Origin of the sequence: Shewanella sp. MM_2022_3 (assembly GCF_022557375.1) — a bacterium.
Taxonomy (GTDB): domain Bacteria; phylum Pseudomonadota; class Gammaproteobacteria; order Enterobacterales; family Shewanellaceae; genus Shewanella; species Shewanella xiamenensis.
Window position 1 is genome coordinate 51,174 of record NZ_JAKZGV010000009.1, and the last position, 20,963, is coordinate 72,136.

Here is a 20,963-nt window from a genome sequence, read left to right on the forward strand (position 1 = left end):
TTGGGGGTGTCATGGCGATGAAATTCCACTAAAATAGCCGTCTAGATGTAGATGCTTCTACACGTTTGATTGCTAACAACGAGATTTTCCTACTATGGCAAAGCACTTGTTTACTTCTGAGTCGGTCTCAGAAGGTCATCCCGATAAAATTGCAGATCAGATTTCTGATGCTGTGCTAGACGCGATTCTGGCCCAAGATCCTAAAGCACGTGTCGCGTGCGAAACGTATGTCAAAACTGGCATGGTATTAGTAGGTGGCGAAGTGACCACCTCTGCCTGGGTTGATATTGAAGAGCTGACCCGTAAAACGGTTCGTGAAATTGGTTATATCCATTCTGATATGGGCTTCGATGCCGATTCTTGCGCCGTATTAAACGCGATTGGTAAACAGTCTCCAGACATCAACCAAGGTGTTGACCGCGCCGATCCAAAAGAGCAAGGTGCCGGCGACCAAGGTTTAATGTTTGGTTATGCCAGCAACGAAACTGACATTCTGATGCCAGCGCCTATTACTTATGCCCACGCATTAGTGAAGCGTCAATCTGAAGTGCGTAAAAACGGCACTCTGCCATGGTTACGCCCAGATGCGAAAAGCCAAGTTACCTTCGCTTACGAAGACAACAAGATTGTTGGTATCGATGCGATCGTACTGTCTACCCAACACAGCCCTGATATCGCCCAAGCGGATTTGATTGAAGGCGTGATGGAAACCATCATCAAACCAGTTCTGCCAGCACAATGGCTGAGCAAGGACACTAAATACTTCATTAACCCAACTGGCCGTTTCGTTATCGGTGGTCCAATGGGTGACTGTGGTTTAACCGGTCGTAAGATCATTGTGGATACCTACGGCGGTATGGCGCGTCACGGTGGTGGTGCATTCTCTGGTAAAGACCCATCAAAAGTAGACCGTAGTGCTGCTTACGCTGCCCGTTACGTTGCGAAAAACATCGTAGCAGCGGGTCTGGCAGACCGTTGTGAGATCCAAGTGTCTTACGCTATCGGTGTAGCTGAACCGACTTCTATCAGTGTTGAGACTTTCGGTACGGGTAAAGTATCTGAAGAAGTCTTAATCAAGTTAGTCCGTCAACACTTCGACCTGCGCCCATACGGCCTAACTGAAATGTTGAACTTAGCTCGTCCAATTTACCAAGCGACTGCCGCTTATGGTCACTTTGGCCGCAGCGAGTTCCCATGGGAAGCGACGGATAAAGCTGACGCACTGCTCGCCGATGCAGGTCTATAATCTGCATTATCCCCATGCTTTCGCTTGTAAAAAAACCGCCTAAGGGCGGTTTTTTGTTTCCAATGACAAAGGTTACAACCTTTAACTTTTTAAAATGATAAGTACAATCGAATATTAGGTGACGAGTCTAGTATTGAGACTATCTTCCTATTATTCCGTAAAACAAGGCTCTAAATGCACACCATGGCAACAGTCTTTACCAGCCCGCTTAGCAACATATAACGCCGCATCGGCTGCACTAAGTAACAGAGTTTCAGAATCACGAATTCCTGCACAGAGAGTCGCAACCCCAACACTCGCACTCAATCGAGTATCTCCCTCGATAACAATATCCAATGCTTTAATTGCTTGACAGATCTTCTCAGCAATCTGTTGAGCATTTTCTCTATCCGTATTGCCTAGGATTAACGCAAACTCGTCTCCCCCAAACCGGCAAGGTAAGTCAGCAGGACGTTGGCAGAAAGACTTCAACACTCTTCCCACCATCTGTAACGAATCATCCCCCATCTGATGGCCAAGGTGATCATTACATGCCTTGAAATTATCCAAATCCAGCATAAGAAGGGAAAGCGGGGTTTGCTCTCGCTGACTTCGACGCCACTCGTTGTGCAAAAAACGACTAAATAACCGCCTATTGGCTAAGCCAGTTAATGCATCGTGTTCAGATAAATCCGCTATCTCTAGCTCCAGTAGTTTACGCTCAGTAATATTGGCATGGGAAATAACGTAATAACCGGGTTCAACGCCTTGGCCTTGAACTGAGACGACTCGCATCAGAAAATATCTTAAGATATCAGGACTATGGCAAGGGTACTCCATAGAAAATCGCTCTTGGTCATGCTGAATAACTCGGCGAATACCCTCAAATGCGGTTAGTGCAAGCGGCTCATCAGAACCTGCACACACATTCATATAGTTTGTCCCAATCCAATTATAGCCCTTCGGCATACCATTTTGCTCGGCAAACCGATTCCATGAAAGATTGGTAAATTGTATGACACCTGTACTATCAATTACCGAAATTTGATCCTCCAGAGAATCTAGAAGAGCAGCCAGAAATTTGGCATGTTCGATAAAATGCGATCCATCACACCAATCATCATCCACCATGGCAGTGTACATCCCGCGCTAAAAACAATACAAATTTGATAAATAAGTAGGTTAAGTAAAGCAGCCAAATCCCAATACGCCAAGAATAAATACTCAAAAAGAGGTGCTAAATAACTTAATACTAATGAACAAATGAGCAAGTTATTATCAAGAACACTAAGTAACTAAGTTTACCATTATTAGGGCGTGTTGACGTTTCCACTTTTATAACAATTAGGCGCGATGTTATGCAGTGCAAAGTGCATGACGTGTCGTAATCCCTCGTTTGGCGAAATAAGAAACACAAAGCCACTGCAGAATTTATTATTCTAAGGAATATCAGAATTGTTTATGTTTTAGCAGTGGTCAAAATGGGCGTTTTGCATACACAGCAGATTTATCTGCGCAGCGGATAACAGTGCACACTCTTGTTCGCCAATTATCCTTGCACCTTGAACGACCTCAGGCGTTAAACATACTATAGCCGCACTGTAAGCATTGGTGCGGCCGCAATCGAGCCAACAATCTTCAATCTGTAACCAATAATGGGGGCGACTATCGTCGCAATCGACTTCAAATCCTCGGGCCTCACATTGCTGCAAGGCACACTCGGATAATAATACGCGCAGGTTGTCCCACGCCGATAAACTAGTCTGGGCATAGTTAGTCAACAAGATATTGACCAAGGATTTACTCACCATTTATCTCCAACCAAAAGGCTTTAGCATCGGGTCCTGGCATTGCCTTGGCATATAACCAACCTTGCACATAAGCAACACCAGCTTCTTTTACAAACTCGGCTTCAACACGGGTTTCAACACCCTCAGCTGTTAAGCTAAAACCTAAACTACTACAAAGTTTGCAAATTTGCAGATATAAAGTACGACCTTTAGGCTCACTGGCATTGGCGAGAATACTGCGATCTAGCTTAATACCATCGACATTAATTCGACTCAGTAGACTTAAACTCGAAAACCCAGTACCAAAATCATCCAACCAAAAACGGAAACCACACTGCTTAAGCTGTTTGATACTGCTATCAATGCGGCTTAAATCCAACATGAATGCCGATTCTAACATCTCAATTTCGACCTGATGAGCAACACTACCTAATCTATCATTCATAATCGCTAATAATTGACTATCGGTGATGTTATTGGGGTCAATATTGATACTGACCTTAGGAAAAAAGCCCTCTAATGCCCAACGAGCAAGATCTTCTGCAACGGTATTAATTACAAAACGATCAATAATGTGGGAATAGCCCGCACGTTGAAACGCATCAATAAAATAAGGGCCTTTTAAGGCCCCATACTCATCCCGAAGACGAATAAGCGCCTCAAATCCAACCACTTTACCATCAATTAAAGCAATCTTAGGTTGATAGTGAAGCTGTAATTCACCGGCTAACACCTCTTTGATGGTTTTCTCTAAATTAATTTCAGCCTTTAAAGACTCTGACTGTTTTTTTAGATAATGTGTTTCATTCATCAGCTCAATATCTGCTTGAAATTGAATCCTTTTGATAAGCTCACGATCGAACTCATAGTGTTCACTCATTAAAGAAAATCGCTGTACAAATGGTAGATAAATCAACACACCGATAGCTATCAAAAAGCATTGAAATATTACAGCACTAAAATGCCCACTCGCCATATAAGCATTAATAAATGGAGGTGTTATCCAAGGAAAGCTATGAGCATCAAATTCTAGAATACCTATACTGATGGCGCTATAGGCCAATATAAAATTCACTATGGGCGAGAGTATAAATGGCAATAATAATCTAGGGTTGAAAATAATAGGTAAACCATAAATTAATATTTCATTGATATTGAAAAATGCAAAGGGTGTTGCAATCTTAGCAATATGGCGTGTTGCACTGTCTTTAGAACTAATGAAAATAGCAATAATGAGCGATAAAGTTGCCCCGCTGCCACCGTAAAGAATAAACAAATCCATAAATTGACTAGCAGTTAGATTAGGTACAACCTCAGTCAAGCCATTATCGACACCAATTAATAGTAGATATGCATTATCACCGTGCACTCCGAAGCTCCAGAGCACATGGGTTAATAAAATACGGATAAACAATTGGATCCCAATACTAGCGGTTTGCAAAGTATCAATTAGTGGCGAAAAAAACCAGCTAAGTAAGGCAGATGCTTCAGTAACAAGCATCAATATAACCATAAAACAAATAACTACTGGCAAAAAAATATTCAGATGCTGTTTTAAGTATCGACTCAATGCTTTTCCTTTTACTAAGTCTAGCCATCGCCAAGTAACCAATATGCGCAATAGATATGCCGTTAAAATCGGTAATAAAACCACCCGAGGATCACCTAAAACCACATCAACATAATCAATGCTAAGTACTTCCTCTGTGGTTGGCACATGCAAAGCCAGTAAGATGCTAAAGGAGATTGAGCACACAACAATCGCTGAAAGCTGAAGATATTTGGCAAAATGGAAGGAAAGAGAAATAAGCGCAAGCAACGGAAATATCTTTGCAAGCTGCACAGAAAAAAATGTTAAGCCATAAAAAAATGCCGTTGTTTGCCATTCCGGGATCCAACTACTTAATAACGCTATAACCAGTGATAGTAGTGAGTTTACAAGAATAAACGGCAATAACGCGATGAAGGACTCACGTACAGAGATAAGAAAACTTCTGTCCAGAAAATTTCGAAGTTCAAACATGATATCAGGGTTATTATTGACAACTATTTAATAAAACATAGTCGATCAATCTTTTAGGACACAATCAACCTAAAAAATACTGATTTTTGAAAGCAGAACAACGTAACATATGGCGGGAAAACGAGTTAACGATGAGCGAGTGCATATGAGCGAATATCAACGCTCATAATATAATAATCCCTATCAGAAAAAGTAAAAAAATCTGCAACTTGCATTTTAGCTTTACGAGTATGCGCCGCCAAAGAACGCTCATTTTCATCAGCTATAAACGTCACCAGATAAGTAAAACTAGGCGCAACTTCTCGGTAAATGCGAGTAACAAGTGCCTCAAAAACGCCTTGGCCACGATATGCTTTATCAACCCAGATAGGACCGTATTGGCAGCTGTTTTGCACCGTTAATTGAGGACCATCGCCATTGATTCGATTCAATCTTTTCAACAAATTGCGATAAATTGGCCAGATCTCAAAAAACGACCAACGTCCCGCAATCACATAACCTATAATGCGTCCGTTAATTTCAGCGACCACAATCCAATGCTTATCAATTAGCTGAGTTAATTCATTACGATTAAATGCTTGCCCTTCCAAATTGACACCATTAGACATTAACTCATCATTGAGATGCTGGCGCTCTAACGCGGCCAATATATCAACATCTTGTTTAGTTGCTAATCGCGTTTGCATCAGAGGTATGTCCAAGTTGAGCTTATCACTAGATTTTAAGCGCGTCAGTATACTTAAATAAATGCTAAAGACTTTATTTTTTAGGAAAAAATTTGCTAATAACGCTATTGTTTCCCACACTTATTGAATTGTAGGTCATTCACTCGCCATTTTATGCTGCCAGAGACTATCAATTCCCAAATCAGTGTGCTTGACAACGATCTACTTCAAGTCAATTTAGGTCGTTGGATGCAACAATGCGAATTAATAAAAAGTTACTACAGCGCTACCCACGTGTTTGTATTACAGATAACGCAATCGGGTTTTGAAGTGATCGTCAGTTCTGTCAGCGAAACGCCGCTTTTTACTTCTGGCACGCTTTTTCCAAATAACTTCCCGCTCTTTGAAGCATTAAAAAATAGCAACATAGACGGAGATTATCTCAATTTAAGCCGCTTTATGCTCGATGAACTTCCAAGAGATTTTGACGGAATTCAATACATTCTGTCCCGCCCCATTGCATGGCCAGATGGCAGTCAATTTGGTTCACTATGCGTGTTAAATCCCCATATGGCCGATCCTTTAAGCAACAGCGCCATGCTTGAACCTTTCCAAATCCTGCTTCAGCAGGAATTATCCCTGTTATGTCAAAACCATAGAATCGAATCGCTATCAATGCGCGATCAAGAGACCGGCATGCTCAACCATTACGGCTTTATGATGATGGCTCCTAGGCAACTCAATCTTGGACGACGCTTTGGCGCCCATGCGGGGATTCTTTTCTTCGAATTGATTGAAGCTGACTCGCCGGAAAAACGCTTAGAAGAGAAACATCACAGGCTCCTCGGTAATTTGGTTCAAGATACCATTCGCACAGCCGATGTTGCAGCCCATTTCAGCGCGACTCAGTTTGTGGTGTTAGCCTTTGTCGATAGCGAACGCGATATATTGCACATTATAAAGCGGGTCGAAAAACAATTAGAACAGCAAAATCATCACCTTAAACTCGATTCCAGTTACAGTTTCTTTACCCCTGAATCGACGGCTAAGTTAGCGCCCATGATGGAAGATGCTCGCTGTAAACTAAAATCTATGTTGCAAGAGCCAACACAATCGAGCAGTAATCAGGCAAAAGGGATCAATGCCGAGCTTTATAACAACCCCGCTGCAGACTCGGCCGAGTTGTAAAAGTCGCAAACGCTATTATTTTGGCAACTCATCCTGACGCTTCGCCCATTGGATAAATAACACCACAGGATAAGGTGACATCAACACTAAGCCTAAGCCAATTAAGCTTGCGATCAATAACATCCCACTGATTTCTAGACTCCATTGAGTCAACATATAAAGCCCAAGTCCACAAACTAACATCAAAACCCCTAACCAATGTAAAAACTTCAACAAATTCATAGTGCTTTTAATGCTATCTTGCATATAAACCTCTTTTTATCTCTCGCTAAACTTGTACACTATTGCCATGAATATCGAAAAAGGAACTGAGACAATGTTAAAACAAACATTTCTATTAAGCGCATTACTTTTTGGCTTAACGGCTTGTCAGAGTACTGACGTCGCCCATCAAGACACAGTGTCATTACAGGGAAGCTGGCATATTGAAGCAGTCCAAGGACAACCGACTGTTGATTACAGCCCAGCTCAAATCACCTTCGATGCTGAAGGTAAGCTTTCAGGCAATAACAGCTGCAATAACTTTTTTGGCCAATATAACCAGCAAGGACAGGAGTTGAAAATCATCCCTGGTGGCAGCACCATGAAAGCCTGTGTCGATTCATTGATGCAGCAAGAGCATAAAGTCATGCAAGCACTACCACTGGTCGCTAAAGCCAAATTAGTGCAAGGACGTCTGACATTACTCAGCAGCGACGATAAACCTGTTTTAGTGTTAACCCAACTGAAATAAAAGTGTATCGATAATAAAAAACCGCCGATTGGCGGTTTTTTATTCGAATCAAATCTTAACTCGATCGATTAACTCTTAGTCGCAGCACTTTCGTTTGCGGCATTTTGCTCTGCAATCACGGCGCTTTGCACCATATCAGCATTGTAATGCTCAACGTCAAGCTCATCTTCTGATTTGGCAATTACGGTCGTCGCCACTAAGTCACCAGAGACGTTCACAACAGTTCGCGCCATATCCAAAATGCGGTCAATCCCCGCAATCAAGGCTACACCTTCTAAGGGTAAGCCCACTGTCGAGAGCACTAGAGTCAACATCACTAAGCCTGCGCCCGGTACCCCCGCGGTGCCGATTGAGGCTAACGTCGCGGTTAAAATAATCGTTAGATAGTCGACCCACGTTAAATCAATCCCAAAGGCCTGCGCCACAAAAAGCGCGGTCACGCCTTGGTATAGGGCTGTACCATCCATATTGATGGTGGTGCCTAAGGGCAATACGAAACTGGAGATCTTCTTGTTTACCCCAAGATATTCGCTCGCACATTTCATACTTGCAGGTAAAGTGCCTGCCGAACTTGAGGTGGTAAATGCCACCGCCATCGCATTGCTGATCCCCTTGAAAAAATGCAACGGATTAAGCTTGGCAAATAGGCGCAGCACTATGCTGTAGAAACCTAACACATGGATAATACAGCCAATATAAACGGCAATAATGACTTTAATCAGTGGCCATAGCATGTCGATGCCATACTCACCCGCAACCCATGCCATCAGACCAAACACACCATAGGGCGCAAGCTTCATCACCATATCGGTCAACTTGTACATGGCCTCAGCAAGGCTCTCAAACACCTTAATCGCAGGTTTGCCATGGTCGCCAATCAATACCAATGCAATCCCAAGTGCCACGGCAAACACAATGACTTGTAGGATCTGGCCACTCGCCAATGCAGCGACAGGGTTGGTGGGCACTATATCAATCAGCGTTTGCATCACCGAGGGTACTTCTTTGGCCGTACTTACCGCCTCGTGTTGCAACAAAGGAACACCCGCACCAGGTTGAATCACATAGCCCACCACTAAGCCTAGGCTTATCGCAATCGCCGTCGTACAGAGATAAAACGCAAAGGATTTAAAACCAATCCGGCCCATTTTGGCGGTATCTTCCATTGAGGTGACACCAACAATCAAGGAACAAAAGACTAAAGGCACAATCAGCATTTTGATGGTATTCACAAACAGCGTGCCAATAGGTTTTAGGTAGGAAGCTTGCTCGCCTAAAGTGACCCCCACCAGAATCCCGAGCACCATACCAACGAAAATTTGTAGCCACAGGGGCACTGACATCCAAGCAGACCAGATCCGGCCTAAGGCTGATGACCTTTGTTTTGACATGTTTATAACCTTGAATTTGAAATGATGATAGGGCAAAGCCTTATCCTTGGCGGGACTAACCTTCAATTAGCCAGCCGCCGAGTCTACCATAAGCAATAAAACTTTAAGGATGATCTATATCACGTTGATATCAACCGCGGCAAAATCCAGCTAAAGCATGGCTTAGGCCTCGAATTGCGCCGTATTGTCTGACGGAGCAAAACGTTGACGATACAACGATGCAGGCGGCTGCTCCCGCTCAATAAGGTAGCTCCAATAGTCATCATCGAAACCGCTAAAGAGTGACTGATTTTCCCCCTGAGATTTTAGGATCAAATACCACCAAACCAGCCCCCATAAGCCAAAGGTAACTAAAGTTAGCATAAAGTGCATCCCATGGTTAACTTGAAGATCTTTATGAGCATCATAAGGTTGTAAGAATATTGGTTTAAACCGACGAGTTGATTTAACGAATCCCATAATCGCGCCACTTCTGCTAGTGAAAACCTTATTCAAGCCTAGCAGATTAGACTTTAGTCGTACAAAATTTAGCCGCAATTAAAGGGCAATAGGGATCTGTGCTCACTCGTTCTGATGGGGGGTTCCGTGCTACAGTGTATGCCTAACTCATCCCGATACATCAGCGTCATCCCAAACACAAGAGCGGTAAATGCCATTAACCGCCGAGGAGTTGTTAAATGTTGATCCGTAAAGCTAAAGTGCAAGATCTTAGCGCCCTAGTCCAATTTAATCAGGCAATGGCGCAAGAGACTGAAGGTCTTGCCTTAGATGAAACCACGCTTATCAAAGGCGTCAATACCCTACTTAATCATCCCGAAAAAGGCTTTTATCTGGTGGCTGAAATCGATGCCGAAATTGTCGGCTCGCTGATGGTTACCTTCGAGTGGAGCGACTGGCGAGCCAAAGATTACTACTGGATCCAGAGCGTATATATTCGCCCGCAAAATCGCCGTCAGGGGATTTATGGCAAGCTCTATGCTGAGGTAAAACAATTGGCCGAGGCCAATGGTGGCGCCGCCAGCTTCCGTTTATATGTCGAGCAGGAAAACCTCGCAGCCCAGCAAACCTACCAAGCCTTAGGGATGAAGCAAAGTTACTATCTAATGTACGAAGAAAAGTAATAAAAAAGGATCGAGCAATGCTCGATCCTTTCATTTAAACCGCTTATGTATCTCAGTCTTAACTGAGTAGACCAAATAGAATCGCCGTCATCGCCAGTAAACCCGCAATCACCACAAACACATTGCTGATACGGTGACGATAAGCTTTTAGTGCCGGCACTTTATACACAGCATACATTGGCATTAAGTACAAAATCGCCGCAATCACTGGGCCGCCTAGCGCCTCAATCATTCCCAGAATACTTGGGTTTTTAATCGCAACGCCCCAAATGGTGGCAAACATAAACACGAGGATAAACTTGTTCAGTTTATTGTCACAGACTTGCTTATTGCTTGAGCGTAATTGCTTAACAATAATGCCCTTCATACCTTCAGTTGCGCCCATATAGTGACCAAAGAAGGAAGAAACAATCGCGATAAAGGCAATGAAAGGCCCGAAATAACTGACAAAACCGCTATCATGCACGTTTGCTAAATAGGACAAAATCGGCAGGTTCTTTGCCTTCGCTTCGGCCAATTGTTCAGGCGACAATGACAACACGCAGGAGAACACAAATAGCATCACAAAGCCGACTAACATCATCGACGTATTACGCAGGATCACATCGGCCTTACGTGCGGCATTGCCGCCATGGTCGCGCTTAAGGGAAACCGAAAATTGCGAAATCGCCGGAGAATGGTTAAAGGCAAACACCAGTACAGGGATGGTTAGCCATACTGTGCCTAAAAAGGCGCCAGTTTCAGGCACAACTTGCAGTGCATCCATTTTCCATTCAGGAATAAGATACAAAGACATAAAGGCCAAAATCCCTACCAGCGGATACACCAGCAGTTGAGTCACCTTCAACATAAATTGCTCACCGGCTACCATCACGGCCATCATGCCGAAAATCAAGATACCAGAAAGCAGAAAACGCGGCGGTGATGCCATGCCCAATTGGTTGACGATAAAACTATCAACAGTATTGGTGATCCCCACGCCATAGATCAGCACAATCGGATAGATCGCTAAAAAATAGAGCAGCGTAATCGCCTTGCCCGCGCCAATCCCAAAGTGTTCTTCAACCACTTGGGTAATGTCACTGCCAGGAATGCTCGATGAACAAACAAAGCGTGAAAGACCACGGTGGGCCAAATAGGTCATAGGTCCGATGATAATGGCCATCAAGACTAAGGGCCAAAAACCACCCATACCCGCATTGATAGGTAGAAAGAGAATGCCCGCCCCCACAGCGGTACCAAATAAACTCAGCATCCAAGTAGTATCTTGGCGCGTCCAAGGTAAGCGTCTTGTTGTGCTTTCTTGCGTGCTTTGAGGTGTTTCTAAAACACTGATCGCATCTTTTTGCATAGTAAAATTACCTTACGGTGAAACCGCATAAAAAATTCGGCGTAAGGATAGCGAAAAAGCTTAAGCAAAAGTTGATCTAAAACCATTTTAAGTAATGGAATTTCAAATAAAGCTGGGATTGAGATCTAGATCTATGAATTTATGTAATAAATTTTCAATGGCGCATCAAAGTGATCACAATTAATCACCAAGAAAGTACAGTAAATTTACCCTTAAGCCTAAATGGCGACATTACTCTGTCGTCGATAAAAGCCACAAAAACGTGTTAAGTCGCAAAAAACCGATAAATACAACAAAGCTCAAACAACCACTATAAAAACTTGAACTAGATCACTAGCGGCATTGTTAAATTTTTACATTTTGTAACGTTGAACAACCTATAAAAAGCCCACCCAATAAAAAGGCCCACCTAAGTGGGCCAATGAATCACCACCCGACTAGCGCAGCATTATTGGGCTTTTTGCAGCACCAACTCAGTGGTTGAGACTACGGCTGGCGCAATATCAGCTTCCTTAAACAGTAAAGGACGGAAACTCTTACTGCTGGAATACAGATTGCTTTGGTCGGTAAACGAAGGCGACAGTATATTGCTCGACTCAGAATAAGTGAGTATGCCGCGCGCAACAGGGCCCTCATCGGTAAAGCTCACCGCCATCATCCAACTTGAACCATAACGTATTTGATATCCCTTCGCCGTTAAGCCAGAACCCATGGCTTTGCCTGTAACAACGTCCATCAGAGGCGCATATTTATGTTGTGGAATTAACGTATCGTCGCCTGATAAGCTAGTTGAAAACACGTTAAAACCACCCTCAGCGTTGTGACTCCCAGGCCAAGGTAGACGCGCTCCGCTGGCAGTGCCATCGGGAAGAGACTTCTCGACAAACTGCACATCACCTAGCGGCGCATCTAAAGCAAAACCTGCGGCTTCTAAATTCAGCGCAGCATGGGCAAGCGCCACTAATGCACTGCCGTCGGTAGCCAGTGTATTCGGAGTGGTCGCCGCATTCGCGGGATCAAATCTCTTTGTCAGCATCGTCTTTTGATTAAACTGATGGGCAAATTCGCGCAGTAAGGCGCCGCCTTTGCTGTCATTATCTTGCTTACCATTCCACGCTTTTAACGCCGCACAAGCTGAGGTGAGATCTTTTGATAAACTAGCAGACACTACCACAGGCGTACTGCCTTGTGCCTCACATTGGGCAATTAATGCCGGCAAGACCAGTTCAGCCAAGTAACTACGATTTGATAATACGGCAGCCTCCAACTCTTGGAGATTGAACTTACCATCGCTGCCTGCCGCATCCTGCATTAGCGTTAATCCCATACGGGTACGCAGCGATAATTGCCCTGCTTCTGGGCCATACATAGGCGAGAAGTAGGTCAGGGGCTCATTCAAGTTTGTTGACCAGAAGGAGTCATTGGAGTTTTGCACAAAGTCACTACGCTCCAGCTTAGGCGCACGTTCATAGGGCGTGGGGCCACTAAAGCTAAACAAGGAAGTATTACCCGGCAAAATAGTAAAGCCGGCTTTCTCTTTTGCCGCCTTAATATCGGGCGAAGTCTTTAACAGCACAACGGCAGACTCGGACAAACCGGGTACTGTCGAGTCGTCGATATAGAAGGCATTGCCCTCTTTATCGGCATACATAGTGTTGTTGAAAATAACCCCGTCGTAATCTTTAAAGGCTTGTTGAAATTCATCTTTATTGGTCGCTAAGTTCATGGCGAGCCAGTGATCGACAGGATCCATTGTCGCCATATTGGCATCTTGGATCATAAAGGCACTGCCATCATCCCAACCAAAAGGCGCAAGCGTAGGTGGCGCCTCAACCATAGGGCCTTTGGCCGTGGTGTAAATATCTTTTTCAGCCACTAACATGCCCGCAGGACCGGCGTTCACTATGATAGAAACCGTCTCTTTATTGATCGGCATGGGCTTACCATCAAACAGATATTGCAATCTATCGCCCGAGACCAACTCAAGGTTGTACATCACAAAATGTTCAGCAGTTGAGAAGGTATGAGTCCAAGCTAAGTCTTTGTTAAAACCTATATTGATCGGGCCAGGCATCCCCACCAGCGAGCCACCCATCATATCTAAATGCCCAGGGATGGTAATATGGGATTGCCAAAAACGCAGGTTACCCGTGTGCGGGAAATGCGGGTTGCCCAGTACCATACCGCGACCATTTTCGGTCTTATCTTTACCCAGTCCCCAGCCGTTAGATCCTAAATCCCGAGGATTGGTTTCTGGCGTGGTAATACGGGCAGCACGGGCTATCAATTTAGACTGCATATCGCTAACAAACGCGGTCTGCTCTTGGCTCGGCGCAGGCCCCACGATACGTGGCATATATTCCTGCGCATCCCCAGGATTAGCGTAGAAAATCAAATCGAGGAAGTTAGCCGCTCCGGGTAACAATGCAATGGAAAACAAATAAGTGACCACATCTTCAGGCACGATAGGTTTTACCCAAGGTTGGCCGCCACAGAAAGGTTCTGCTGTTTGTTTGCCCGCCTCCACATCCGCAAGATACTGGTTATAACCCGCGGTAAAACCTTGGATCAATGCACGAGAGCGTTCACTAAACTGCGGCCACTTAGCTTCGGCTTGCTCACGGATTTTTAAGGCTTTGTAGGCAAAATCGGAGATTAAGTTGCCATTATCTTCGGCGGTAGGTAGCCCTGTGGTGAAATCTATCGACGCATGGGGGCCAAAGTACATAGAGCGCTGGGAATTCGCCTTAATGAAACCATCGGCGAGCACGCAGAGGTTGTCCTGCGCTTGTGCGTAACCGCTACCAAAACCTAGGCTTTCTAAATTGTCGGCTTGGATATGGGGTACGCCGTAGGTGGTTCGTCGGATATTGGCTTTGAGTAAGCCATTAGGGGCAAAGGTTTGCAGTTGGGTTTCAGGTTCGGCAGGTGGAGTACTATCTTCGCTATCGTTACAGCCTGTCAGCATCACCCCGCAGGCCATCCCCATCGCGATCATGAGTTTGTTGAATTTCATTATTATTATCTCTTAATTTTGGTTCCTTCAATGACATCGCTTTACTGCTTAAATCAGCTAACTTACTGAAGGAGCAATAATGGCATGTCGCTTCCTGATGCTCGGCTATGGCTATTTGCTCCCCAAACATTTGCTTTTACTAAGCTATTTTTACTGAGTCATAGCAATGAATATGGCAGAATAGAAAACCCATAGGCGAGACACCTCCGACCATTTAAGCAATGATCCATATGAGCGTCCACTTTAAAAATCAAAATAAACAACTTATATGCAACAAAATATTATCAAAGTAATCGTTGGGTCGGAAAACCCCGTCAAAGTGAATGCTGCGACCAATGCGATGAAGCTGCTGTTTCCTGAATCCCAGATTGAAACCCTCAGCATGGACGCACCTTCTGGCGTCCCCGCCCAGCCCATGACAGATAGCGATACCCGCCAAGGTGCAGTGAATCGCGTTAACTATTGCCAACGGCATACCGAAGCTGATTATTATTTTGCGATGGAAGGCGGCGTCGACCATTTCGAGTTTGGCCCAGCAACCTTTGCCTATATTGCAATTGCTCACCAGCAACGCTTAAGCATTGGCCGTGGCGCACTGTTACCGCTGCCGATGCAGGTTTATCAGGCACTTGAAGCGGGTGAAGAGCTGGGTCATGTGATAGATAGACTGTTTAATACTGTCAATATCAAACAAAAAGGTGGCGCAATAGGCCTGCTCACCCACGGCCACGCTACTCGTGAAAGCAATTATACCCAAGCGATCATCCTCGCGATGGCGCCGTTTTTAAATCCCGAGATTTACCTATAAATTTGTTAATAAAATATTGCAAAACAACGCAAAGCCCGCTAATTTAGTTGTAACTTGCAACTAAATTATGCGATATAAGCCTAGCTAGCCCACCAGCTTGCAATACTCGTCAGGCTCAACGTTGCATAACGTAAAGGCGTTTAATTAAACTATGGCAAATGATTTAGACTCATCTAGCCAACTCCGGCAGCTCTCTCGCTATATGGTGAGGCATTTAGGCATGCTTAACGCAGCAGTCGGTGATTTACCTCTCTCCCCCGTGCAAGCCCATGCTTTGCTTGAGATAGGTAATCAACCGCAAACCATTAAAGATCTCGCCAGCAAACTAAGTATTGATAAATCCAATGCTAGCCGAGCAATAAAGCACTTAATCGATAAGCATCTCGCCCAGAGCCAAATGCACCCTAAGGATAGTCGTTGCCTTGTAGTACAACTGACGAGCGCGGGTAAAAAGTTACTCGCAAAACTCGATAACCAACAAAATCAGCTTTTTCAAGAAATCTTAGCGCAACTCACACCTGATCAAATTCAACATATTGAGCAGGCGCTGATGCAGTACAACCAAGCAATACATAAAGCCAAACAGCAATCGGGCTATATTATTCGTGCAGCCTCTGCCGCCGACGATGCCGCCATAGCCCAAGTTATCCGCGATGTATCTGCCGAATATGGTTTGACCGCAGATAAAGGCTATAGCGTGGCCGACCCGACCTTAGATTGTTTAAGTCAGATTTATTCGCAAGCGGGTGCTCAATATTGGGTTGTTGAATATGAAGGTAGAGTCGTTGGTGGTGCAGGCATTGCCCCACTTGCCAATAATGCAGGCATTTGTGAACTACAAAAAATGTACTTTATGCCCGAAATCCGCGGTAAAGGCTTAGCTAAACGTTTAGCATTACTCGCTCTCGACTTTGCCCGTCAAACGGGTTACCAAAGCTGCTACTTAGAAACGACTGCGATATTAAAAGAAGCACTCAAGCTCTATGAACACTTAGGTTTTTACTCTCTGAGCGCACCACTAGGAAATACTGGCCACGATGCCTGTGAGATCCCGATGTTATTACCATTGCAACCTAAATAATTCCATTTAGCAGGCCACGGATGGTCTGCCAACCGAGTAAATCCCCGCTATATTCTTCGCTAAACATCCTGCCTGATAATAAGCGGCAATCAATGCCAACCAACACAGTTAATCACTTATTCAACTAAAATCAGTCTTTAATTCTCCTTATTAGCATAGAGTTTTAGTGGCTAACCATATTAAAATACACACAAAATCACTCAGTTAAATGATGTTTATTTGAAATGATTTTGCTGCATTATTGTTAAAGCATTAAATAGGGAAGCCCATGCTAAATTGGATTTTTGGTGATAATAATCTCACCCTGCGGGAAATATGTGTTAATAACGAGCTGTCTACAGCCAAGAAAATTCAAAAAATTAATAAGTACCTCGCCAATGGCGGTGATATTAATTTTATTGATCCCGATATTTCCCCCTGTAATGTGTTAGTCCCGCTTTCTCGTAGCCCTGAATCCGACCTCGAATTGATACAATATCTGCTGGATAATGGCGCTCAAATTGAATGCAATGGCTTTAGTGCCCTGCACGCAGCAATTGAGTTTAATAATCCTGAGTTGGTAAAGCTCTACCTCAAGGCTGGTGCTAACGTTTACTATCAAAATCAATTTAATAACTGCTGGTTAAACTACTTATTTCATCCAAATCCTCAGTATATCTACCAAGATAATCAGCGGATTATCATGCTCGATCACTTGCTTGAACTGGGGCTGGATATCAATCATTCAGTAAGTTTTTGGACCAATGGCGAGTTAAATCATCCCTTAGAAATCCTTTATGCTGAGCGCAGTAAAGATGTCTTTTTACATCTCATTAATAAAGATCTTTATTTGGACATTGGCCAATTAAGCCTGATTGAAGAGATTATTTTTTCCAGCGACTTTTGGGGAGTTGAAGCCTTCGCGCCATTAGTAAAACGCTATCCTGAGTTTAAAAAGTCCCGTTATATTATGGCCAACGATAGCAGCTTTTGGGATGACGCCAATTTACTCGAACTCTGTGTCTACGCTAAATCACAACAATACACTGAATATCTGCTAGATCATTATCCGCAGCTCAAAGCCGACTCCCACGCTAAAAGTTTGCTCTATGCGGCATTGACCTCAGAATTTGACCTCAGAATTATCGAAAAATTGATTAAGGCGACCGTCGATATCAATCGCATCTATAGGATGACACCGCCTGACGCCGACCATTCCCCCGTGCTCAACCAATTTATTAATAACGCCCAATTTACCGATGTGAATCAACGGGAATATATCTATCAAGTACTAGAGCTGTTGCTCAAATATGGCGCGGATCCCAATTCTGTATTTATGAATGCGGGTAAACCCTACGAAATGTTGGCCTGGTCGAACTTGCGACTATTGGTTTATCCAATGGTCGAGAAGAAAACCTTTCTACCGGAGTTTCTCGACCTCTTCATAAAATATGGTATGGATATCAATAAAAAATTTGGTGCGGTGGATGAACCAAGCTTGCTGACTATCTGCCAACGTGGTTCGGGTAAAGAAGATCAAGCCACACTTATCCAAGTGATGGAATATCTGCTCACCAAGGGACTCGATTTAAGTCTCACCAATATCTACAACACTAACTATGTGTCCGCTGCGGCCATCGCCTGTCGAACCCAAGTACTTGAATGGCTGATTAACCAAGGCGGGGATATTTTTACCCATTGCGGCCATGATAATTCGCCTATTCTGCACAAGGCGATTTCGACCTACTGGTGGGATCAGATTACTGGCCCGATGCGGCGTAATACTGTGGAACTATTACTAAGCCACGGAGCCAAAATTGAAGAATTCTCAGTAGATGAACAATTTACACCACTGATGTGCGCCTGCTATTACGGCGCGCAGTCCTGCGTTGAGGTGTTACTCGAACATGGCGCCAACCCCAATGCCATCAATGCCGAAGACACCACCCCCGCCCTTTGCGCCGTGATGGGCGGCAGCTCGAATGAGTTTCCTCGCTTTGAATCAACGGCGGTGCGGATCTTAAGACTATTGCAGCAATATGGCGCTGACTTAACCGTAACTAATAGTATCGGTAATAACCCGCTAAGCGTGACTATGGAGCAGGAATATAAAGAGATTTTCGAAGTACTACTGCAAATCGTCCCCTACAGTGAGTCCCAACTTGAGCAAGCTCTGAGTAAAGCCCTGCCACAAAGTTATTTCCAACGTCGGCTATTACAGAAGCTAGGGCGTGAAATACCCCCCACCCCCACAGTTATCGACCATCACGTAGCGAAGCCAGAAGTCGCATCGCTTACGCTTGAATGTGGCACAACCCATGTGGAGGCGCCAAAACCTGCACATACTCATAAAGCCAGATTAGAGGTCAGTGATGCGGCGGTGGATAGAAGCCAAATCCCGACGCTATTTGATCTCAAAAACAAAGTGCTGCATTTCTTTAAGCCGATAGCCAGCGATCCAAGCATCACGGCTCAACAGTTAAACTCGGTTAAAGAACTGGTGGAACTATTGATTGAAAAGCTCGACAACTTTAGCTTTTTCCGCAATCAAGCGACAAAAGCCGAATTTGAAGAAGGGGTTCAGGACTATCTCGATGAAATGGTTGATGAAATCAACAAGGTTATCGGGGATGATTATCCCGCACTTACCGAAGCCTTAGTCGATTCTGTTTGGACAATTTTGCAATACTTTAGGGTAGAAATTGAAATCGAAACCGCACTAAGAAAGCGCTTTTGGTAGCAGTGAGCACCTTAGCTAGCAACCCAAGATAAAGCCCCTTTTATATCGTCACTTAAAGGGGCTTTATACTTTCGAGTTTAAGCCTAACCGCGGATCAGCAGACTTAGCAGTCTATTCGCCAACATAATGGCGAAAGCTAAGGTTTAATTAAACATCAGAGGCTTAAACATTAGAAGCTTTTGCAAGCAGCAACTGGCTACGGATAATTTGGCGGATCTGATTATGCAGTTCAAATACTCGAGCGCGATCATTGAGATTTAGCGATAGATTTTCCAGCATCACCAAATCCATATTAAATTCGGGATAATGCAGCGTCATCGACATATAACCGGTTAAATAACCCGTATGACTGTATTCGACGAGGCCATCGTCCTTATTGATCCTTATTCCATAACCATAACGCATATTCGGCCACAAAAATGGCAACTCGATATACGCCGTTGTCATCCTTTGATAACTCTCTGGACTCAACAACTTGCCAGCATGTAATTGCTGCTGAAAGTCGGCATAAGTGGCCGCCGAGGCAATAAGTCCGCCAGCGGGCAACAAAGCTTCATCAAGCACTAAATCAGAGGGGGCAATCACCTCGCTTTCCTGTAAACCTACAGCGAGTGAAGGCACTTTGCTGTGAATAGCCGCAATACTGCCAAGCTCTGCACTCAAACCATGAAGCTGGTATCGCGTTGCAAACTGCGCCACTTGCTCGGCAAAGGATTGGTGATTAACCTTCTCAAGCACTTGCCCAAGCAGTGAATAACCAAAGTTCGAGTATTCAAATTGGCGACCAGGCTCAAATCGATTGGCCTTACCCAGTTTATCAACGCCCGATGTATGCGTCAGCAGTTGATGCAGCGTAATCCGCTCATCATATCGACCGGGATTTAAAGCGTTTGCACTTGAATTTGTGCCCGCCACAACGGCTTTTAATGCCTTGTTATCTCCCTTCGCATCACTAAAAAGGTAATGATTAAGCGTTTGAGTTAAATCGAGTTTCCCCGCATCAACCGCCTGTAATATTAAGGTTGCAGTGATTTGTTTAGAGAGCGATGCCATCACAAAGCGCGAATCTTTACTAATACCTTCACCCTTTTGCAATTCAAACAGCGGCTTACCCCGCTCAAGCAGGATAACACTGCCACTCAATGGCTGCGGCGAATCCTTGATCGCGGCTTGGATTAAGCTCTTAATCTCCCCAAGCTTAGATTCTGAAGATGCAGTTTGGCTTTCAAGCTTAACTGACTGACCGCCTTGCGCGCTTTCCGACACAATCGCAGTTTCAAACGACTCACCAACACTATTGGCACTTGGGAATAATAACAACCCCGATAGCAGGGAGCCGATAACACTCAAACGCATGGGTTATCCTTAACTTAATTAGCAAATACTGCCTGATTAGAAAGCGGCCAGCTTATCACAGTAGGAATGTTAAATTTTGGATAAATTGCTATCGCTTCCAAAGGAGGTGAACTTCTGCTAGCTTTCGCGCGGTCTGCTCGCAATGCACTACACAGAATGATGCCTAACATCACTTTTAGAAAATTTAACAATGGGTGGCTTGTTAAATTCTAAAGTAATGAATACCGAAAAGTAAGACCTGACAATAAGGGATTTAAACATCAGTTACAGTGAATTAGACTTGCCTAGTCTGGTTCATGCAGAAGATTGCGCCTATTATTAGGCTGGGAATGGCACTCAACTTCTAGGGGGATTATATGGTTACGCCAAGCACCATTTTTCCAATTTACGCGAACCACGCAAATAATCCCATAATCCAATCTCAGGTGCCTAATTGACAGAATTTCAAGTCCGTTCATATTAGGATAAGACTACTGTGCTGCTATGTAACTGGCAT

Annotated in this window: 17 protein-coding genes; 7 read left to right on the plus strand and 10 right to left on the minus strand. The window is 44.2% G+C overall.

What is annotated here, in order from left to right; translation table 11 throughout:
- The first annotated feature begins 94 nt into the window (after positions 1 to 94).
- A complete protein-coding gene (metK, locus tag MMG82_RS07635; protein ID WP_241406691.1) occupies positions 95 to 1,246 on the plus strand; it encodes a methionine adenosyltransferase in 1,152 nt (383 codons plus the stop codon).
- Between the two features lie 150 nt (positions 1,247 to 1,396).
- On the opposite strand, the gene MMG82_RS07640 is transcribed toward metK, so the two are convergent.
- The 4 genes from MMG82_RS07640 to MMG82_RS07655 form a co-directional block, all read right to left on the minus strand.
- Complete coding sequence (locus MMG82_RS07640; protein ID WP_235522154.1) at positions 1,397 to 2,368, minus strand: sensor domain-containing diguanylate cyclase; 972 nt, start codon at positions 2,366 to 2,368, stop codon at positions 1,397 to 1,399.
- 323 nt (positions 2,369 to 2,691) lie between these two features.
- Positions 2,692 to 3,036, minus strand: a complete 345-nt coding sequence (locus MMG82_RS07645; protein WP_169547379.1) for a hypothetical protein — start codon at positions 3,034 to 3,036, stop codon at positions 2,692 to 2,694.
- Positions 3,026 to 5,038: an EAL domain-containing protein gene (locus MMG82_RS07650; protein ID WP_241406692.1), complete on the minus strand. Its 2,013-nt coding sequence runs from the start codon at positions 5,036 to 5,038 to the stop codon at positions 3,026 to 3,028. The genes MMG82_RS07645 and MMG82_RS07650 overlap by 11 nt, the downstream gene beginning before the upstream one ends.
- A 125-nt stretch (positions 5,039 to 5,163) precedes the next feature.
- Positions 5,164 to 5,724, minus strand: a complete 561-nt coding sequence (locus MMG82_RS07655) for a GNAT family N-acetyltransferase (RefSeq protein WP_047540875.1) — start codon at positions 5,722 to 5,724, stop codon at positions 5,164 to 5,166.
- 153 nt (positions 5,725 to 5,877) lie between these two features.
- Between MMG82_RS07655 and MMG82_RS07660 the strand changes: the two genes are divergently transcribed.
- Positions 5,878 to 6,891 carry a GGDEF domain-containing protein gene (locus tag MMG82_RS07660; protein ID WP_241406693.1) on the plus strand — a complete coding sequence of 338 codons (1,014 nt, stop codon included), beginning with the start codon at positions 5,878 to 5,880 and terminating at the stop codon, positions 6,889 to 6,891.
- 15 nt (positions 6,892 to 6,906) lie between these two features.
- Here MMG82_RS07660 and MMG82_RS07665 read toward each other — a convergent pair whose 3' ends face one another.
- Positions 6,907 to 7,137 carry a hypothetical protein gene (locus MMG82_RS07665; protein ID WP_047539871.1) on the minus strand — a complete coding sequence of 77 codons (231 nt, stop codon included), beginning with the start codon at positions 7,135 to 7,137 and terminating at the stop codon, positions 6,907 to 6,909.
- Between the two features lie 70 nt (positions 7,138 to 7,207).
- On the opposite strand from MMG82_RS07665, the gene MMG82_RS07670 reads away from it, so the two are divergent.
- Complete coding sequence (locus tag MMG82_RS07670; protein WP_047539874.1) at positions 7,208 to 7,624, plus strand: META domain-containing protein; 417 nt, start codon at positions 7,208 to 7,210, stop codon at positions 7,622 to 7,624.
- A 68-nt stretch (positions 7,625 to 7,692) separates the two neighbouring features.
- Here MMG82_RS07670 and MMG82_RS07675 read toward each other — a convergent pair whose 3' ends face one another.
- Together MMG82_RS07675 and MMG82_RS07680 are read right to left on the minus strand one after the other, a co-directional pair.
- Positions 7,693 to 9,015 carry a dicarboxylate/amino acid:cation symporter gene (locus MMG82_RS07675; RefSeq protein WP_037414623.1) on the minus strand — a complete coding sequence of 441 codons (1,323 nt, stop codon included), beginning with the start codon at positions 9,013 to 9,015 and terminating at the stop codon, positions 7,693 to 7,695.
- Positions 9,016 to 9,177: 162 nt separating this feature from the next.
- Positions 9,178 to 9,474, minus strand: a complete 297-nt coding sequence (locus MMG82_RS07680) for a DUF4234 domain-containing protein (RefSeq protein WP_047539877.1) — start codon at positions 9,472 to 9,474, stop codon at positions 9,178 to 9,180.
- 218 nt (positions 9,475 to 9,692) lie between these two features.
- Here MMG82_RS07680 and MMG82_RS07685 point away from each other — a divergent pair, with 218 nt between their 5' ends.
- The gene (locus tag MMG82_RS07685; protein WP_047539879.1) at positions 9,693 to 10,136 is read left to right on the plus strand and encodes a GNAT family N-acetyltransferase; all 444 of its coding nucleotides are present in this window, start codon (positions 9,693 to 9,695) and stop codon (positions 10,134 to 10,136) included.
- Between the two features lie 58 nt (positions 10,137 to 10,194).
- Here the strand turns inward: MMG82_RS07685 and MMG82_RS07690 are convergent, their stop codons facing one another.
- Together MMG82_RS07690 and MMG82_RS07695 are read right to left on the minus strand one after the other, a co-directional pair.
- Entirely contained in the window at positions 10,195 to 11,487 is a 1,293-nt protein-coding gene (locus MMG82_RS07690) for an HAAAP family serine/threonine permease (RefSeq protein ID WP_037414617.1), read from the minus strand.
- 448 nt (positions 11,488 to 11,935) lie between these two features.
- Positions 11,936 to 14,503 (minus strand): acylase, encoded by a 2,568-nt coding sequence (locus MMG82_RS07695; RefSeq protein ID WP_172591028.1) that lies wholly within the window; start codon positions 14,501 to 14,503, stop codon positions 11,936 to 11,938.
- Positions 14,504 to 14,771: 268 nt separating this feature from the next.
- Between MMG82_RS07695 and yjjX the strand changes: the two genes are divergently transcribed.
- From yjjX to MMG82_RS07710, 3 genes are all read left to right on the plus strand, one after another.
- The gene (gene yjjX / locus MMG82_RS07700) at positions 14,772 to 15,311 is read left to right on the plus strand and encodes an inosine/xanthosine triphosphatase (protein ID WP_172591029.1); all 540 of its coding nucleotides are present in this window, start codon (positions 14,772 to 14,774) and stop codon (positions 15,309 to 15,311) included.
- Between the two features lie 151 nt (positions 15,312 to 15,462).
- Entirely contained in the window at positions 15,463 to 16,392 is a 930-nt protein-coding gene (locus MMG82_RS07705; RefSeq protein WP_241406694.1) for a bifunctional helix-turn-helix transcriptional regulator/GNAT family N-acetyltransferase, read from the plus strand.
- A gap of 268 nt (positions 16,393 to 16,660) precedes the next feature.
- Entirely contained in the window at positions 16,661 to 19,111 is a 2,451-nt protein-coding gene (locus MMG82_RS07710) for an ankyrin repeat domain-containing protein (protein ID WP_047539886.1), read from the plus strand.
- A 162-nt stretch (positions 19,112 to 19,273) separates the two neighbouring features.
- On the opposite strand, the gene MMG82_RS07715 is transcribed toward MMG82_RS07710, so the two are convergent.
- Entirely contained in the window at positions 19,274 to 20,467 is a 1,194-nt protein-coding gene (locus MMG82_RS07715) for a serine hydrolase domain-containing protein (protein WP_172589488.1), read from the minus strand.
- Positions 20,468 to 20,963 lie beyond the last annotated feature (496 nt).

What these genes read in the sequence shown, in the direction of transcription:
- metK (WP_241406691.1), top strand. Translation starts at nt 95, where the DNA reads ATGGCAAAGCACTTGTTTACTTCTGAGTCGGTCTCAGAAGGTCATCCC.
- MMG82_RS07640 (WP_235522154.1), bottom strand. Translation starts at nt 2,368, where the DNA reads ATGTACACTGCCATGGTGGATGATGATTGGTGTGATGGATCGCATTTT.
- MMG82_RS07645 (WP_169547379.1), bottom strand. Translation starts at nt 3,036, where the DNA reads ATGGTGAGTAAATCCTTGGTCAATATCTTGTTGACTAACTATGCCCAG.
- MMG82_RS07650 (WP_241406692.1), bottom strand. Translation starts at nt 5,038, where the DNA reads ATGTTTGAACTTCGAAATTTTCTGGACAGAAGTTTTCTTATCTCTGTA.
- MMG82_RS07655 (WP_047540875.1), bottom strand. Translation starts at nt 5,724, where the DNA reads ATGCAAACGCGATTAGCAACTAAACAAGATGTTGATATATTGGCCGCG.
- MMG82_RS07660 (WP_241406693.1), top strand. Translation starts at nt 5,878, where the DNA reads ATGCTGCCAGAGACTATCAATTCCCAAATCAGTGTGCTTGACAACGAT.
- MMG82_RS07665 (WP_047539871.1), bottom strand. Translation starts at nt 7,137, where the DNA reads ATGCAAGATAGCATTAAAAGCACTATGAATTTGTTGAAGTTTTTACAT.
- MMG82_RS07670 (WP_047539874.1), top strand. Translation starts at nt 7,208, where the DNA reads ATGTTAAAACAAACATTTCTATTAAGCGCATTACTTTTTGGCTTAACG.
- MMG82_RS07675 (WP_037414623.1), bottom strand. Translation starts at nt 9,015, where the DNA reads ATGTCAAAACAAAGGTCATCAGCCTTAGGCCGGATCTGGTCTGCTTGG.
- MMG82_RS07680 (WP_047539877.1), bottom strand. Translation starts at nt 9,474, where the DNA reads ATGGGATTCGTTAAATCAACTCGTCGGTTTAAACCAATATTCTTACAA.
- MMG82_RS07685 (WP_047539879.1), top strand. Translation starts at nt 9,693, where the DNA reads ATGTTGATCCGTAAAGCTAAAGTGCAAGATCTTAGCGCCCTAGTCCAA.
- MMG82_RS07690 (WP_037414617.1), bottom strand. Translation starts at nt 11,487, where the DNA reads ATGCAAAAAGATGCGATCAGTGTTTTAGAAACACCTCAAAGCACGCAA.
- MMG82_RS07695 (WP_172591028.1), bottom strand. Translation starts at nt 14,503, where the DNA reads ATGAAATTCAACAAACTCATGATCGCGATGGGGATGGCCTGCGGGGTG.
- yjjX (WP_172591029.1), top strand. Translation starts at nt 14,772, where the DNA reads ATGCAACAAAATATTATCAAAGTAATCGTTGGGTCGGAAAACCCCGTC.
- MMG82_RS07705 (WP_241406694.1), top strand. Translation starts at nt 15,463, where the DNA reads ATGGCAAATGATTTAGACTCATCTAGCCAACTCCGGCAGCTCTCTCGC.
- MMG82_RS07710 (WP_047539886.1), top strand. Translation starts at nt 16,661, where the DNA reads ATGCTAAATTGGATTTTTGGTGATAATAATCTCACCCTGCGGGAAATA.
- MMG82_RS07715 (WP_172589488.1), bottom strand. Translation starts at nt 20,467, where the DNA reads ATGCGTTTGAGTGTTATCGGCTCCCTGCTATCGGGGTTGTTATTATTC.